Source organism: Flavobacterium sp. WC2509 (assembly GCF_052683105.1).
On record NZ_JBQZFG010000001.1, the window covers coordinates 3,184,837 to 3,200,931 of the forward strand.

The 16,095-nt window shown below is 34.9% G+C and carries 14 protein-coding genes and 4 tRNA genes; all 18 read left to right on the plus strand.

What is annotated here, in order from left to right:
- Positions 1-220: 220 nt before the first annotated feature.
- The 18 genes from rpsU to ACUN3A_RS13375 all read left to right on the plus strand — a co-directional run bounded on the left by rpsU (position 221) and on the right by ACUN3A_RS13375 (position 16,046).
- Positions 221-418 carry a 30S ribosomal protein S21 gene (gene rpsU / locus ACUN3A_RS13290; protein WP_100431805.1) on the plus strand — a complete coding sequence of 66 codons (198 nt, stop codon included), beginning with the start codon at positions 221-223 and terminating at the stop codon, positions 416-418.
- A 74-nt stretch (positions 419-492) separates the two neighbouring features.
- Complete coding sequence (locus ACUN3A_RS13295; protein WP_445551767.1) at positions 493-1,392, plus strand: tyrosine-type recombinase/integrase; 900 nt, start codon at positions 493-495, stop codon at positions 1,390-1,392.
- A gap of 34 nt (positions 1,393-1,426) precedes the next feature.
- Positions 1,427-1,729, plus strand: coding sequence for a ribosome hibernation-promoting factor, HPF/YfiA family (gene hpf, locus ACUN3A_RS13300; protein ID WP_445551768.1), 303 nt, complete (start codon positions 1,427-1,429; stop codon positions 1,727-1,729).
- Positions 1,730-1,820: 91 nt separating this feature from the next.
- Positions 1,821-1,894: transfer RNA gene (locus ACUN3A_RS13305), tRNA-Thr, on the plus strand.
- Between the two features lie 51 nt (positions 1,895-1,945).
- A tRNA-Tyr gene (locus tag ACUN3A_RS13310) sits at positions 1,946-2,026 on the plus strand.
- A gap of 61 nt (positions 2,027-2,087) precedes the next feature.
- Positions 2,088-2,159 (plus strand) — tRNA-Thr (locus tag ACUN3A_RS13315).
- Positions 2,160-2,213: 54 nt separating this feature from the next.
- Complete coding sequence (gene tuf, locus ACUN3A_RS13320) at positions 2,214-3,401, plus strand: elongation factor Tu (protein WP_445551769.1); 1,188 nt, start codon at positions 2,214-2,216, stop codon at positions 3,399-3,401.
- Between the two features lie 55 nt (positions 3,402-3,456).
- Positions 3,457-3,527 (plus strand) — tRNA-Trp (locus tag ACUN3A_RS13325).
- 18 nt (positions 3,528-3,545) lie between these two features.
- Entirely contained in the window at positions 3,546-3,743 is a 198-nt protein-coding gene (gene secE, locus ACUN3A_RS13330; protein WP_100431801.1) for a preprotein translocase subunit SecE, read from the plus strand.
- A gap of 9 nt (positions 3,744-3,752) precedes the next feature.
- Positions 3,753-4,304, plus strand: a complete 552-nt coding sequence (gene nusG / locus ACUN3A_RS13335; RefSeq protein WP_077370832.1) for a transcription termination/antitermination protein NusG — start codon at positions 3,753-3,755, stop codon at positions 4,302-4,304.
- A gap of 66 nt (positions 4,305-4,370) precedes the next feature.
- Positions 4,371-4,808, plus strand: a complete 438-nt coding sequence (gene rplK, locus ACUN3A_RS13340; protein ID WP_035639405.1) for a 50S ribosomal protein L11 — start codon at positions 4,371-4,373, stop codon at positions 4,806-4,808.
- Between the two features lie 13 nt (positions 4,809-4,821).
- Positions 4,822-5,511 (plus strand): 50S ribosomal protein L1, encoded by a 690-nt coding sequence (rplA, locus tag ACUN3A_RS13345; RefSeq protein WP_007807440.1) that lies wholly within the window; start codon positions 4,822-4,824, stop codon positions 5,509-5,511.
- Positions 5,512-5,533: 22 nt separating this feature from the next.
- Positions 5,534-6,034 carry a 50S ribosomal protein L10 gene (rplJ, locus tag ACUN3A_RS13350; protein ID WP_445551770.1) on the plus strand — a complete coding sequence of 167 codons (501 nt, stop codon included), beginning with the start codon at positions 5,534-5,536 and terminating at the stop codon, positions 6,032-6,034.
- Positions 6,035-6,128: 94 nt separating this feature from the next.
- Positions 6,129-6,497 carry a 50S ribosomal protein L7/L12 gene (gene rplL / locus ACUN3A_RS13355; RefSeq protein WP_445551771.1) on the plus strand — a complete coding sequence of 123 codons (369 nt, stop codon included), beginning with the start codon at positions 6,129-6,131 and terminating at the stop codon, positions 6,495-6,497.
- Positions 6,498-6,753: 256 nt separating this feature from the next.
- On the plus strand, positions 6,754-10,566 hold the full coding sequence (rpoB, locus tag ACUN3A_RS13360) for a DNA-directed RNA polymerase subunit beta (RefSeq protein WP_445551772.1): 3,813 nt from the start codon (positions 6,754-6,756) through the stop codon (positions 10,564-10,566).
- Positions 10,567-10,795: 229 nt separating this feature from the next.
- Positions 10,796-15,106 carry a DNA-directed RNA polymerase subunit beta' gene (rpoC, locus tag ACUN3A_RS13365; protein WP_445551773.1) on the plus strand — a complete coding sequence of 1,437 codons (4,311 nt, stop codon included), beginning with the start codon at positions 10,796-10,798 and terminating at the stop codon, positions 15,104-15,106.
- A gap of 63 nt (positions 15,107-15,169) precedes the next feature.
- Positions 15,170-15,481 (plus strand): DUF3467 domain-containing protein, encoded by a 312-nt coding sequence (locus tag ACUN3A_RS13370; protein WP_445551774.1) that lies wholly within the window; start codon positions 15,170-15,172, stop codon positions 15,479-15,481.
- A 202-nt stretch (positions 15,482-15,683) separates the two neighbouring features.
- Positions 15,684-16,046, plus strand: a complete 363-nt coding sequence (locus tag ACUN3A_RS13375; RefSeq protein ID WP_445551775.1) for a hypothetical protein — start codon at positions 15,684-15,686, stop codon at positions 16,044-16,046.
- Positions 16,047-16,095 lie beyond the last annotated feature (49 nt).

The following is a 16,095-nucleotide window of genomic DNA, read 5'->3' on the forward strand; positions in this document are numbered from 1 at the left end:
AATTTTGTTTGCGCTTATTCGCCCCTTTATTAGTAAGCTGTCAGGTCATCCGCGCTACTTCGGTAGCTAGCTTCTACCCTTCACGCGGGTCAAGGCTTTTCAAATTTAATTCTGTTTTTTTTGGTTTTGTAAAATAAATTCGAAAAAAATAAAAATTAATTGCTCAGAATTCAAAATAATGTTTAATTTTGCCGACTTAACGAAAGGGGGTGATAAAATTATGTTAATTATACCAATTAAAGACGGAGAAAATATCGATAGAGCACTTAAGCGCTACAAAAGAAAATTCGATAAAACTGGAACTGTAAGACAATTAAGAGCGCGTACTGCTTTTATTAAGCCATCAGTTATCAATAGAATGAAATTCCAAAAAGCAGCTTATATTCAAAATATGAGAGATAGTATCGAGAACATCTAATACTGTCATTGCATTTTAAAATAAATTACCGTTAGTAATTAAAGTTTCTTAACTTTGATGCTAACGGTTTTTTTATGACTACAAATAATAAAGAGGCATTTAGAAATTATCTGCAACTCGAAAAAAAATATTCTCCACATACTGTAAATGCTTACTTAAATGATATCTCGTATTTTGAGGTGTTTAATAAGGAGTGTTTTGAGCAAGATACTGTTGAGCGGGTTAATTACAGTCAAATTAGGAGTTGGATTGTTACACTTGTTGATGATGGTGTTTCAAATACTACTGTTAATAGAAAAATAGCTTCCTTAAAAGCGTTTTATAAATTTCTTTTAAAAATCAAACAAATTCAGGTTAATCCGTTGTTGAAGCATAAAGCTTTGAAAACGGAAAAAAAACTTCAGATTCCTTTTTCAGAAAAAGAATTGGTTGAAGCCTTGTCTCGGAATTCAATTCCTGAAGGTTTTGAGGAGGTAAGAGATAAACTTATAGTTGAGTTGTTTTATACTTCTGGAATACGAAGGGCGGAGCTTATTCAATTAAAATATTCTAATATCAATATAGGAAATGGTACTTTAAAGGTGTTGGGAAAAAGGAATAAAGAGCGTATTTTGCCAGTTTTGCCTATAGTATTGAAGCAGTTGCAGTTGTATGTTGGAGAGCGTTCCTTGTTGGAAACGATGGTGGATGGAGACTATTTTTTTCTAACAAAAAAAGGGTTAAAATTGAATGATTCTTTTGTGTATCGATTAATAAATTCTTACTTTAGTACTGTTTCTGAGAAAGTGAAAAAAAGTCCTCATATATTAAGGCATACGTTTGCTACTCACTTATTGAATAATGGTGCTGATTTAAACTCAGTTAAAGAGTTATTGGGGCACTCTAGTCTTGCTTCTACTCAGGTATACACACATAGTAGTTTGTTTGAACTAAAAAAAGTGTATCAAGAGGCGCATCCTAGGAATAAAAAATGATTTTGAATGGGTTTAACAATTAAAAATATTGATTATGAAGGTAAATGTTCATGCGGTTAACTTTGCAGTTGACAAAAAGCTAGTAGATTTCGTTCAAGAAAGAATGGATAAGTTGGAAAAATATTATGACAAAGTTGTTTCTTCGGATGTTTTTTTAAAGGTGGAAAAGACAAGTGAGAAGGAGAATAAAAATGTTGAAATAAAGATTAATGTGCCTGGAGATGATTTTTTGGTTGAAAAACAATGTAAATCCTTTGAAGAAGCAGTAGAACAAGCAGCGGAATCTCTGGAGCGATTACTGGTAAAACGTAAAGAAAAGTTAAGAACTCATATTTAATTAAATTTTTTTTCAAAAAATGTTTTGATTAAAAGATAAAATCTCTACATTTGCAGTCCGTTAGAAATAGCGGACTTTTTTTATTGATTTCGCCAGCGTAGCTCAGTTGGCTAGAGCAGCTGATTTGTAATCAGCAGGTCGTGGGTTCGAGTCCCTCCGCCGGCTCTTTTTTCCAACGCGATTTGGAATAGTTCATGGTTTTATTGATAAAAAAAAGGGGAGATACTCAAGCGGCCAACGAGGGCAGACTGTAAATCTGCTGTGTGAACTTCGCAGGTTCGAATCCTGCTCTCCCCACAAAATAGATTTGAGATTTAGAATGCTGAATTGAAAATCTTAAATCCTTAACAAGGATTCTGCCGACTTAGCTCAGGGGTAGAGTGCTTCCTTGGTAAGGAAGAGGTCACGGGTTCAATTCCCGTAGTTGGCTCAAGTAAGTAGGAAATTGAAATAAATATATAAACTAGATTAAAAATTAAGTAAAATGGCAAAAGAAACCTTTAACCGTTCGAAACCACACTTAAATATTGGTACGATCGGACACGTAGATCACGGTAAAACTACTTTAACAGCAGCAATCACAAAAGTGTTATCTGATGCTGGTTACTGTCAAGCAAAATCATTTGATCAAATTGATAATGCTCCTGAAGAAAAAGAAAGAGGTATTACTATTAATACATCACACGTTGAGTACGAAACTGCTAACCGTCACTACGCACACGTTGACTGTCCAGGTCACGCGGATTACGTAAAAAACATGGTTACTGGTGCTGCTCAAATGGACGGTGCTATCCTTGTTGTAGCTGCAACTGACGGACCAATGCCACAAACACGTGAGCACATCCTTTTAGGTCGCCAAGTAGGTATTCCTAGAATGGTAGTTTTCATGAATAAAGTGGATATGGTTGATGATGCTGAGTTATTGGAATTAGTTGAAATGGAAATCAGAGACTTATTGTCTTTCTACGAATATGATGGTGACAACTGTCCAGTTATCCAAGGTTCTGCTTTAGGAGGATTGAATAATGATGCTGCATGGGTTCCTAAAATTCTTGAATTAATGGAAGCTGTTGACAACTGGATCGAAGAGCCAATCCGTGATACTGAAAAACCATTCTTGATGCCAGTTGAAGATGTATTTACAATTACAGGTCGTGGAACTGTTGCTACAGGTCGTATCGAAACTGGTATTGCTAATACAGGAGATGCTGTTGAAATCATTGGTATGGGAGCTGAAAAATTGACTTCTACTATTACAGGAGTTGAGATGTTCCGTAAAATCCTTGATAGAGGTGAAGCTGGAGATAACGTAGGTTTATTGTTAAGAGGTATTGATAAAGAATCTATCAAAAGAGGAATGGTTATCATTAAGCCAGGATCAGTAAAACCACACGCTACTTTCAAAGCTGAGGTTTATATCTTGAAAAAAGAAGAAGGTGGGCGTCATACTCCATTCCATAATAACTACCGTCCACAGTTCTATGTACGTACAACTGACGTAACAGGAGTTATTACTTTACCAGAAGGAGTAGAGATGGTAATGCCAGGAGACAACTTAACTATTAATGTTTCTTTGTTAAGCCCAATCGCAATGAGCGTAGGTTTACGTTTCGCTATCCGTGAAGGTGGTAGAACTGTAGGTGCAGGTCAGGTAACTGAAATTGTAGCTTAATACTATATAAATACCAAAACCAGTGTCGTTTTGATGACACTGGTTTTTATTAACTACGGGCGTAGTTCAAGGGTAGAATAGCGGTCTCCAAAACCGTTGATGGGGGTTCGAATCCCTCCGCCCGTGCAAAATAAACTAATCACTATGACAAAAGTTGTTAATTACATATCAGAATCATTTGAGGAATTAAAATCAAATGTAACTTGGCCGGAATGGGCTGAAGTGCAACGTCTTACGATTGTTGTTGCTGTATTTTCAGTGGTATTTGCTTTAGCAACATGGGGAGTAGATGAAGTATGTGCAAAAACATTAGCTGTATTTTTTAACTGGATAAAAGCATAATTTTTTGTAATGGCTGATAATAATATAAAAAAGTGGTATGTCGTTCGTGCGGTAAGCGGACAAGAAAATAAAGTGAAAGCTTATATTGAAACAGAAATAGCTCGTTTGGGAATGAGTGACTATGTTTCGCAAGTTCTTGTGCCTACTGAAAAAGTAGTTACTGTAAAAGAAGGTAAAAAATTATCAAAAGATAAAGTATATTTTCCTGGATATGTTATGTTGGAAGCCAATTTGGTTGGAGAAATTCCTCATATTATCAAGTCTATCACAAGTGTTATTGGTTTCTTAGGCGAAACAAAAGGTGGAGAGCCAGTTCCGTTAAGAATGTCAGAAGTAAATAGAATGTTAGGTAAAGTTGATGAGTTAGCTGTAAATACAGATACTCGTTCAATTCCTTTCAACTTAGGTGAAACTATTAAAGTGATCGATGGTCCTTTTAATGGCTTTAATGGTACAGTTGAAAAAATAAATGAAGAAAAGCGTAAACTTGAAGTAATGGTGAAAATTTTCGGAAGAAAAACACCTTTAGAATTGAGTTTTATGCAAGTTGAGAAAGTATAATTTTTGTTACATCTATAATAACCACTGCAATCGCTTCCAATGATTGTCGTGTTAAATTTTTTAAAAATGGCTAAAGAAATTAGTAAGGTAGTTAAACTACAAGTTAAGGGAGGTGCTGCGAACCCGTCGCCACCGGTTGGACCTGCTTTAGGAGCTGCTGGGGTAAACATCATGGAATTCTGTAAGCAATTTAATGCTAGAACTCAAGATAAACCCGGCAAAATATGCCCAGTACAAATTACTGTGTATAAAGACAAATCATTTGATTTTGTTGTAAAGACTCCTCCAGCGGCTGTCCAGTTATTGGAAGCTGCAAAGCTAAAGTCCGGATCAGGTGAACCAAATCGTAAAAAAGTAGCTAGCGTTACTTGGGATGTTATCAAAGCAATTGCTGAAGATAAAATGGTAGATTTAAATGCATTCACAATCGAATCTGCTATGAGCATGATTGCTGGAACAGCTAGATCTATGGGTATAACTGTATCAGGAGATTCTCCTTTTTAATTAAGAGAAAGACATGGCAAAATTGACAAAAAAGCAAAAAGAGGCTGCTTCAAAAATTGAAAAGAACAAATTATACTCTTTGAAAGATGCAGCTGCATTGATTAAAGTTATTGCTTCTGCAAAATTTGATGAGTCTGTTGATATCGCAGTTCGTTTGGGTGTAGATCCAAGAAAAGCGAATCAAATGGTAAGAGGTGTAGTAACATTGCCTCACGGTACTGGTAAAGATGTTAAAGTATTAGCATTAGTTACTCCAGATAAAGAAGCGGAAGCTAAAGAAGCTGGAGCAGACTATGTAGGTCTTGACGATTATTTACAAAAAATTAAAGACGGTTGGACAGATGTTGATGTTATCATCACTATGCCTGCTGTAATGGGTAAATTAGGTCCATTAGGTCGTATTTTAGGACCTAGAGGTTTAATGCCTAACCCTAAAACTGGTACAGTAACTATGGATGTTGCTAAAGCTGTTGCAGAGGTAAAAGCTGGTAAAATTGACTTTAAAGTTGATAAAACTGGTATCGTACATGCAGGAATTGGTAAAGTTTCTTTTGGAGCTGAGCAAATTTATGACAATGCACACGAAATTATTCAAACATTAATCAAACTTAAACCAACTGCTGCTAAAGGTACCTACATTAAAGGTATTCACCTTACAAGCACTATGAGTCCTGCAATTGCATTGGACCCTAAAGCAGTATAATTGGTAGTTAATAATTTTTAGTATGACTAGAGAAGAAAAATCAATCGCGATTGAAGATTTAACTGCACAGTTAGCTGGTACAAACATAATTTATGTATCTGATATTTCTGGGTTAGACGCAGAAACAACTTCAAACTTGAGAAGAGCTTGTTTTAAAGCAGGTATTAAATTAGAGGTGGTAAAAAACACTTTGCTTGTAAAAGCAATGGAAGCTTCAGATAATGATTATGGAGATTTACCTTCTGTATTGACAGGTAATAGTGCTATATTTATTTCAGATGTTGCAAACGCACCTGGAAAAATTATCAAAGATTTTAGAAAAAAATCAGCAAAACCTGTATTAAAAGGAGCTTATATCAATTCTGAAATTTACCTTGGTGATGATCAATTAGATGCATTAGCAACTATTAAATCTAAAGAAGAGCTTATCGGTGAAATCATTGGATTATTACAATCACCAGCTCAAAGAGTTATTTCTGCTTTACAAAACCAATTCGCTAACAGCGAAGAGGCTGAAGCTTAATACTCAAAACAGGGAATTTGGTTTCCTTGTTGCTTAAAATAGCGCACAATAAATAAATTATATTTTTACAAATCATTTTAAAACGATAGAAAAAATGGCAGATTTGAAACAATTCGCAGAACAATTAGTTAATTTAACTGTAAAAGAAGTTAACGAATTAGCAACAATATTAAAAGATGAATACGGAATCGAACCAGCTGCTGCAGCTGTAGTAGTTTCAGGTGGTGGAGAAGCTGCTGCTGAAGATGTTCAAACTGAATTTACTGTAGTATTGAAAGAAGCTGGTGCTTCTAAATTAGCTGTAGTAAAATTAGTTAAAGAACTTACAGGTTTAGGTTTGAAAGAAGCTAAAGATGTAGTTGACGGTGCTCCAAGTAACGTTAAAGAAGGTGTAACTAAAGAAGAGGCTGAAGGTCTTAAAAAATCTTTAGAAGAAGCTGGAGCTGTTGTTGAGTTAAAATAATTCAACTCGCTTTAGAGAATAGGTTTAGGTCTTGGATGTATGTCCAAAGACCTAAACCATTTTTCGTATAATTAAATTGTACTCTAAAAGTTATCTTAAAGAGTTTTAAATACGAAATAGCTTTTAGTCAATACGAAGAAAAAAATTTACAGATACTGGTTTATTTTTAAGATGTATTGATCATAAAAGAAAGTATACATTACAGAGTGTATTCACACAAAAAATTACTTTTTTTTAATCAAAATTTTGTCAATTGATGATATCAAATCAAACTGAAAGATTGAATTTTGCCTCAACAAAAAACATACCTCAATATCCAGACTTTTTGGATGTTCAGGTAAAATCGTTTAAAGATTTCTTCCAATTGGAAACCAAATCTGACGAAAGAGGCGACGAAGGGTTATACAACACCTTCATGGAAAACTTCCCAATTACAGATACAAGAAATAACTTTGTATTGGAATTCCTGGATTATTTTGTAGATCCGCCACGTTACACCATTCAAGAATGTATCGAAAGAGGTCTTACATATAGTGTGCCATTAAAAGCAAGGTTAAAACTATATTGTACAGATCCAGAACACGAAGATTTTGAAACTATTGTTCAGGATGTTTATCTTGGAACAATTCCTTACATGACTCCTAGTGGTACTTTTGTAATCAATGGTGCTGAACGTGTTGTTGTTTCTCAATTGCACCGTTCTCCTGGGGTTTTCTTTGGACAATCTTTCCATGCCAATGGAACAAAATTATATTCTGCGAGAGTAATTCCTTTTAAAGGATCTTGGATAGAATTTTCTACAGATATCAATAGCGTAATGTATGCTTATATCGACAGAAAGAAAAAATTACCTGTAACTACTTTATTCCGTGCAATTGGGTTCGAAAGAGATAAGGATATCCTAGAGATTTTCGACCTAGCTGAGGAAATTAAAGTTTCTAAAACAGGACTTAAAAAATATATTGGTAGAAAATTAGCTGCTCGTGTTTTAAATACATGGCATGAAGATTTCGTTGATGAAGATACTGGCGAAGTTGTTTCTATCGAACGTAACGAAATAATCCTTGATAGAGATACTATTATCGACAAAGATAATGTTGAAGAAATCATCGATTCAAACGTTAAATCTATTTTGTTGCATAAAGAAGATAATAATCTTGTTGATTATTCTATCATTCATAATACATTACAAAAAGATCCAACAAACTCTGAAAAAGAAGCTGTTGAGCATATCTACAGACAATTGCGTAACGCAGAACCGCCTGATGAAGAAACTGCTCGTGGTATTATCGATAAATTGTTCTTCTCTGACCAACGTTACAACTTAGGTGAAGTAGGTCGTTATAGAATAAACAAAAAACTTGGTCTTGATACTCCAATGGAAAAGCAAGTGCTTACCAAAGAAGATATCATTACTATTGTTAAGTATTTGATTGAATTGATCAACTCTAAAGCGGAGATTGATGATATTGATCACTTATCAAACCGTCGTGTTAGAACAGTTGGAGAACAATTGTCTCAACAATTCGGTGTTGGTTTAGCACGTATGGCTAGAACCATTAGAGAGCGTATGAACGTTAGAGATAACGAGGTGTTTACACCAATAGATTTGATTAATGCTAAAACATTATCATCTGTTATCAACTCTTTCTTTGGAACAAACCAGTTATCTCAATTTATGGATCAAACGAATCCATTGGCTGAGATTACGCACAAAAGAAGATTATCTGCACTTGGACCAGGTGGACTTTCGAGAGAAAGAGCTGGATTTGAGGTTCGTGACGTTCACTATACGCACTACGGACGTTTATGTCCAATTGAAACTCCTGAGGGACCAAACATTGGTTTGATTTCTTCTCTTGGAGTTTATGCTAAAGTTAACGGAATGGGTTTCATCGAAACACCTTACCGTAAAGTAACTAATGGAGTTGTTGATTTAGAATCTACTCCTATATATTTAAGTGCTGAAGAAGAAGAAGGAATGTTAATTGCGCAAGCAAACATTAAAATGGATGATACAGGTAAAATCACTGCCGAAAACGTAATTGCGCGTCAAGAAGGTGACTTCCCAGTAATTGACCCTTCTCAAGTACATTATACAGACGTTGCTCCAAATCAAATTGCTTCGATTTCTGCATCTTTGATTCCTTTCTTGGAACATGATGATGCGAATAGAGCCTTGATGGGATCTAATATGATGCGTCAGGCCGTACCATTAATTCGTCCTGAAGCTCCAATCGTTGGAACTGGTTTAGAGCGTCAAGTGGCTTCAGATTCTAGAGTTTTAATTAACGCAGAAGGAAATGGAGTTGTAGAATACGTTGATGCAAATATCATCACTATCAAATACGATCGTTCTGAGGAAGAAAGAATGGTAAGTTTTGAATCTGATGATAAAACATACAACTTAATTAAATTTAGAAAAACCAATCAAGGAACAAGTATCAACCTTAAACCTATCGTAAGAAAAGGGGATAGAGTGATTCCTGGTCAAGTATTGTCTGAAGGATATGCTACTCAAAATGGAGAATTAGCTTTAGGTAGAAACCTTAAAGTTGCATTTATGCCATGGAAAGGATACAACTTCGAGGATGCGATTGTAATTTCTGAAAAAGTGGTTCGTGACGATATCTTTACTTCAATCCACGTAGACGATTACTCATTAGAGGTAAGAGATACTAAATTAGGTAATGAAGAGTTAACGAATGATATACCAAACGTTTCTGAAGAAGCTACTAAAGATTTAGATGAAAATGGTATGATTAGAATTGGTGCCGAGGTTAAACCTGGTGATATTCTTATCGGAAAAATCACTCCAAAAGGAGAATCAGATCCTACTCCGGAAGAAAAATTGCTTCGCGCAATCTTCGGGGATAAAGCAGGTGACGTAAAAGACGCTTCATTGAAAGCTTCTCCTTCTTTACATGGTGTAGTTTTAGATAAAAAATTATTTGCAAGAGCAGTAAAAGACAAACGTAAACGTACTCAAGATAAAGATGCTTTAGGAGCACTTGAAATGGAGTTTGAAGTGAAGTTTGTTGAGCTTAAAGATAGATTGATTGAGAAACTTTTCAATATCGTAAATGGAAAAACTTCTCAAGGTGTAATGAATGATTTGGGTGAAGAAGTTTTACCAAAAGGTAAAAAATATACTCAAAAAATGCTTTATGCTGTTGAAGATTTCGCTCACTTAAGTAAAGGTCAATGGGTTGCTGATGATGTAACTAATAAAATGGTTAATGATTTAATTCATAACTATAAAATTAAATTGAACGACTTACAAGGTTCTTTACGTAGAGAGAAATTCACAATTACGGTTGGTGATGAGTTGCCATCTGGAATCTTGAAATTAGCTAAAGTATATATTGCTAAAAAACGTAAACTGAAAGTTGGGGATAAAATGGCAGGACGTCACGGTAACAAAGGTATTGTTGCTCGTATCGTTCGTCATGAAGATATGCCTTTCCTTGAAGATGGAACACCAGTTGATATTGTGTTGAACCCACTTGGGGTACCTTCGCGTATGAACATTGGACAAATCTATGAAACAGTTTTAGGTTGGGCTGGTATGAATTTGGGTAGAAAATTTGCTACTCCAATTTTTGACGGAGCTTCTCTTGATCAAATCAACGAATTGACTGACGAAGCTGGAGTACCACGTTTTGGACATACACATCTTTATGATGGAGGTACTGGAGAACGTTTCCACCAAGCAGCAACTGTTGGAGTTATTTATATGTTGAAATTAGGACACATGGTTGATGATAAGATGCACGCACGTTCTATCGGTCCATACTCGTTGATTACACAACAACCACTTGGAGGTAAAGCTCAATTTGGAGGTCAGCGTTTTGGAGAGATGGAGGTTTGGGCACTTGAAGCTTATGGAGCATCAAGTACACTTCGTGAAATCTTAACTGTTAAGTCTGATGATGTTATAGGTAGAGCCAAAACTTACGAGGCAATCGTAAAAGGTGAGTCTATGCCAGAACCAGGATTACCAGAATCATTCAATGTATTAATGCATGAATTGAAAGGTCTTGGACTTGATCTTCGTTTAGAAGAATAAATAAAATTTTGTCACAGTAGAGATGTTGCACTGCAACGTCTCTATTTTGGCATTTAAAAGAGTTTTTAGGATTTAGACCCGTAACCCGTTCCGATTTTTTATACGCTATGGCCTATAATTAGCACTTCAAAAATTTGTTTGAAGTTTAGAGAAGTAATCCGAGGTAGAAATGTTGTAATGCAACGTTTAAAATCAATTTTTAATTGCAAATAAATCAATAGTAAAAACTATGATGAATAATAGAAATAATAATAAAGATAAGAATCCTGTAAAAAGGTTTGACAAAATTTCAATTGGATTGGCTTCGCCAGAATCAATATTGAAAGAGTCAAGAGGTGAGGTGTTAAAGCCAGAAACTATCAACTACAGAACTCACAAACCAGAGCGTGATGGTCTTTTCTGCGAAAGAATTTTTGGACCAGTTAAAGATTTTGAATGTGCTTGTGGTAAATACAAAAGAATACGTTACAAAGGAATCATCTGTGACCGTTGTGGTGTAGAAGTTACTGAGAAAAAAGTACGTAGAGATAGAGTAGGGCATATCAACCTTGTTGTGCCAATTGCTCACATTTGGTACTTCCGTTCTCTTCCTAATAAAATTGGTTATATCCTTGGTTTGCCATCTAAGAAATTAGATATGATTATCTACTACGAGAGATACGTAGTTATTCAGGCAGGTATTGCTAAAAATGCGGATGGTGAATCTATCCAAAGATTAGATTTCTTAACTGAAGAAGAATATTTGAATATTTTAGATACTCTTCCTGCAGACAATCAATATTTAGATGATTTTGATCCTAATAAATTTGTTGCCAAAATGGGAGCAGAGTGTATTATGGATTTATTGGCACGTATTGATCTTGACGAATTATCATATGACTTAAGACATAAAGCTAATAACGAAACATCAAAACAAAGAAAAACTGAAGCGTTAAAGAGACTACAAGTTGTAGAATCTTTCCGTGAGTCTACTTTGAACAGAGAAAATCGTCCTGAATGGATGATTATGAAAGTGATTCCGGTAATTCCACCAGAATTGCGTCCTCTTGTGCCTCTTGATGGAGGTCGTTTCGCAACTTCGGATTTGAATGATTTATACCGTCGTGTAATCATCCGTAACAACCGTTTGAAAAGATTAATCGAGATTAAAGCTCCTGAAGTAATCCTTCGTAACGAAAAACGTATGTTGCAAGAATCTGTAGATTCACTTTTCGATAATACTCGTAAAGCATCTGCAGTAAAAACAGAATCAAACAGACCTTTGAAATCATTATCTGATTCGTTAAAAGGTAAACAAGGACGTTTCCGTCAAAACTTACTTGGAAAACGTGTGGATTATTCTGCTCGTTCGGTAATTGTTGTTGGACCAGAATTGAAATTGTTTGAATGTGGTTTGCCAAAAGATATGGCAGCTGAATTATACAAACCTTTTGTTATCCGTAAATTGATAGAAAGAGGAATTGTAAAAACAGTAAAATCTGCTAAGAAAATAATTGACAAAAAAGAGCCAGTAGTTTGGGATATCCTTGAAAATGTAATTAAAGGACACCCAGTATTACTAAACCGTGCTCCTACTTTGCACAGATTAGGTATTCAAGCATTCCAACCAAAATTAATTGAAGGAAAAGCAATCCAATTGCACCCTTTAGTTTGTACTGCATTTAATGCGGATTTTGATGGGGATCAAATGGCGGTTCACTTACCATTAGGACCAGAGGCTATTTTGGAAGCACAATTGTTAATGTTGGCTTCTCATAATATCTTGAATCCTGCAAATGGTGCTCCGATTACTGTACCTTCTCAAGACATGGTACTTGGTCTTTATTATATGACCAAAGAGCGTTTGTCTACACCTGAGAAAACTATTTTAGGGCAAGGAATTACTTTCTATTCTGCTGAAGAGGTTAATATCGCTTTAAATGAAGGAAGATTAGAATTGAATGCTCAAGTGAAAATTAGAGCAAAAGATTTTAATGAAGAAGGTCAGTTAGTTTATAAAATTATTCAAACTACTGCTGGACGTGTATTATTTAATGAAGTAGTACCTGAAGCAGCTGGATATATCAATGACGTATTGACTAAGAAAAACCTTAGAGACATTATTGGGCACGTATTGAGTTCTACTAGTGTTCCTGAAACTGCGGCTTTCTTGGACAATATGAAAGATATGGGGTATAAATTCGCATTTAAAGGAGGATTATCATTCTCTCTTGGTGATATTAGAATCCCAGAACAAAAACCAAAATTAATTGCAGATGCTAGAGAGCAAGTTGAAGGTATTTCTGCAAACTATAACATGGGTCTTATTACCAATAACGAACGTTACAACCAAGTTATTGACGTATGGACTTCAGCAAATGCTCAATTAACAGAGTTAGCAATGAAAAACATTAGAGAAGACCAGCAAGGTTTCAACTCTGTGTATATGATGCTTGATTCTGGAGCGAGGGGTTCCAAAGAACAAATTCGTCAGTTAACTGGTATGCGTGGTTTGATGGCTAAGCCTAAAAAATCTACTGCTGGTGGTGGTGAAATTATTGAAAACCCAATTCTTTCTAACTTTAAGGAAGGTCTTTCGATCCTTGAGTACTTTATCTCTACTCACGGTGCTCGTAAAGGTCTTGCGGATACGGCTTTGAAAACAGCTGATGCTGGATACTTAACTAGAAGATTACATGATGTTTCTCAAGATGTTATTGTTAATATCGAGGATTGTGGTACTCTTAGAGGTATTGAAGTTTCTGCTTTGAAGAAAAATGAGGAAATTGTTGAATCATTAGGTGAAAGAATTTTAGGACGTGTTGCATTGCAAGATGTAATTAATCCTTTAACAAGTGAGATTTTAGTTCATGCTGGTACTCAAATCACTGAAGCATTAGTTAAAGGTATTGAAGCTTCTCCAGTGGAGAAAGTTGAAGTACGTTCACCACTTGTTTGTGAGGCGACTAAAGGTATTTGTGCTAAATGTTACGGTAGAAACTTAGCTACTGGTAAAATGACTCAAAGAGGTGAGGCAGTTGGTGTAATTGCAGCACAGTCTATTGGGGAGCCAGGTACACAGTTGACATTACGTACTTTCCACGTTGGAGGGGTTGCAGGAGGTATTTCTGAAGAATCTAGTATTGTAACTCGTTTTGCAGGTAAATTAGAAATTGAAGATTTAAAAACTGTAAAAGGAGAAGATGGAGAAGGAAATGCAGTTGATATTGTAGTTTCTCGTTCTACTGAATTGAAATTGATTGACGAAAAAACAGGAATTCTATTAAGTACAAACAACATTCCTTACGGTTCTAGCATCTTTGTAAATGATGGTGATTCTGTAGCTAAAGGAACTGTGATTTGTAAATGGGATCCATATAATGGAGTTATCGTTTCTGAGTTTACTGGTAAAATTGCTTATGAAGATTTAGAGCAAGGACAATCGTTCATGGTTGAAATTGATGAGCAAACTGGTTTCCAAGAAAAAGTAATTTCTGAATCAAGAAACAAAAAATTAATTCCAACTTTATTGGTTTACGGTAAAGAAGGTGAATTGATCCGTTCTTACAACTTACCAGTTGGAGCTCACTTGATGGTAGAAAACGGAGAGAAAATTAAAGCTGGTAAAGTTTTAGTTAAAATTCCTCGTCGTTCTTCTAAATCTGGGGATATTACAGGAGGTCTTCCTAGAATTACTGAGTTGTTAGAGGCTCGTAATCCTTCGAACCCAGCTGTAGTTTCTGAGATTGATGGTGTAGTTTCTTTTGGAAAAATCAAAAGAGGTAACCGTGAAATCGTTATTGAGTCTAAATTTGGTGATGTTAGAAAATACTTGGTTAAATTATCAAGTCAAATTTTAGTTCAAGAAAATGACTTCGTAAGAGCTGGTGTACCATTGTCAGATGGAGCTATTACTCCAGATGATATTTTGAGAATTCAAGGCCCTGCTGCTGTTCAACAGTACTTGGTTAATGAAATTCAAGAGGTATACCGTCTTCAAGGGGTGAAAATTAACGATAAGCACTTTGAGGTAGTGATACGTCAAATGATGCGTAAAGTTAGAGTTCAAGATCCAGGAGATACTTTGTTCTTAGAAGATCAATTGATTCATACTAAAGACTTTATTGTTGAAAACGATAAGTTATACGGAATGAAAGTGGTTGAAGATGCTGGAGATTCAAGTGTGTTGAAAGCTGGTCAAATCATTACACCACGTCAATTGCGTGATGAAAATTCATTATTGAAACGTACTGATAAAAATCTTGTTGCTGCACGTGATGTAATTACGGCTACTGCAACTCCAGTTTTACAAGGTATTACTAGAGCTTCTCTTCAAACTAAATCATTTATTTCTGCTGCTTCTTTCCAAGAAACAACAAAAGTATTAAACGAAGCTGCTGTTGCAGGTAAAGTTGATTTCTTAGAAGGATTAAAAGAAAATGTAATTGTTGGTCATAGAATCCCTGCTGGTACTGGTATGAGAGAATATGATAATGCAATTGTAGGATCTAGAGAAGACTATAATGATATGATGGCAAATAAAGAAGAGTATATTTATTAATTCTTTCCTCAATGTTCTCTCTCTGCGAAAGTAGAGAGAGAGTATTGAAAAAATTTAAATTTTATGAGCAATTCTAACCAACAACAAGAACAGATTAATATTGAATTGGATGAAAAAATAGCTGAAGGAATTTATTCCAATTTGGCTATAATTAATCATTCTTCATCTGAATTTGTATTAGATTTTGTTTGTATTATGCCTGGTGTTCCTAAGGCTAAAGTAAAATCAAGGATTGTTTTAACACCACAACACGCTAAAAGATTACTCAAAGCAATTGGTGAAAATGTTCATCGTTTTGAATTAGCGCATGGTGAAATAAAAGAGGGTGAACAACCTCCAATTCCATTAAATTTTGGTCCCGCAGGGCAAGCATAATTTTATATTTAAAGACTCCAGAAATGGAGTCTTTTTTTTTGCTGTTTTTTTTCTCTAATGTTATTATTTTGTTACGCGTCATATTGGTTTGTGTACTTAAACGACTTTATATGTACTTAAACGACTATTTTTTTTCTCACTTAACTATTCATTTACTTTCGCGCCCTGAATATGTAACATAACATATTGGAAAATAATTCGGATGAGCAAAATTTTTAATGCGTTTCAAAATAATAGAAGTTTTTTATTTATTGTGGTTTTGATTACTTTTTTTTCGAGTACTACAGTTTTTGGACAAAAGGAAAGTTTACAAATTTCAACTGAGGAGGTATTAACAAATCATAATAATATTGTGATTGAAAATCCGGTAAAAGTATCCAGTTCTGTTATAAATTCAAATGTGAATTTTATATTGTGGTTTATGGGAACGAAAGAAGATGTGGGACAAAGCTTTTCTAATGACGGTATGTATTCTAAGAAAAGTTTCATGACTTCGGGCAGAGAACCAAATCATTTGATGGTAAAAACGCTTTTGAAAAAAGCACTAAATATTAAATCTTGCTAGCAAGTATTTAAGGTTGAATTTAATTTGTATATATAAAAAACGCCAATTT

What these genes read in the sequence shown, in the direction of transcription:
- rpsU (WP_100431805.1), top strand. Translation starts at nt 221, where the DNA reads ATGTTAATTATACCAATTAAAGACGGAGAAAATATCGATAGAGCACTT.
- ACUN3A_RS13295 (WP_445551767.1), top strand. Translation starts at nt 493, where the DNA reads ATGACTACAAATAATAAAGAGGCATTTAGAAATTATCTGCAACTCGAA.
- hpf (WP_445551768.1), top strand. Translation starts at nt 1,427, where the DNA reads ATGAAGGTAAATGTTCATGCGGTTAACTTTGCAGTTGACAAAAAGCTA.
- tuf (WP_445551769.1), top strand. Translation starts at nt 2,214, where the DNA reads ATGGCAAAAGAAACCTTTAACCGTTCGAAACCACACTTAAATATTGGT.
- secE (WP_100431801.1), top strand. Translation starts at nt 3,546, where the DNA reads ATGACAAAAGTTGTTAATTACATATCAGAATCATTTGAGGAATTAAAA.
- nusG (WP_077370832.1), top strand. Translation starts at nt 3,753, where the DNA reads ATGGCTGATAATAATATAAAAAAGTGGTATGTCGTTCGTGCGGTAAGC.
- rplK (WP_035639405.1), top strand. Translation starts at nt 4,371, where the DNA reads ATGGCTAAAGAAATTAGTAAGGTAGTTAAACTACAAGTTAAGGGAGGT.
- rplA (WP_007807440.1), top strand. Translation starts at nt 4,822, where the DNA reads ATGGCAAAATTGACAAAAAAGCAAAAAGAGGCTGCTTCAAAAATTGAA.
- rplJ (WP_445551770.1), top strand. Translation starts at nt 5,534, where the DNA reads ATGACTAGAGAAGAAAAATCAATCGCGATTGAAGATTTAACTGCACAG.
- rplL (WP_445551771.1), top strand. Translation starts at nt 6,129, where the DNA reads ATGGCAGATTTGAAACAATTCGCAGAACAATTAGTTAATTTAACTGTA.
- rpoB (WP_445551772.1), top strand. Translation starts at nt 6,754, where the DNA reads ATGATATCAAATCAAACTGAAAGATTGAATTTTGCCTCAACAAAAAAC.
- rpoC (WP_445551773.1), top strand. Translation starts at nt 10,796, where the DNA reads ATGATGAATAATAGAAATAATAATAAAGATAAGAATCCTGTAAAAAGG.
- ACUN3A_RS13370 (WP_445551774.1), top strand. Translation starts at nt 15,170, where the DNA reads ATGAGCAATTCTAACCAACAACAAGAACAGATTAATATTGAATTGGAT.
- ACUN3A_RS13375 (WP_445551775.1), top strand. Translation starts at nt 15,684, where the DNA reads ATGAGCAAAATTTTTAATGCGTTTCAAAATAATAGAAGTTTTTTATTT.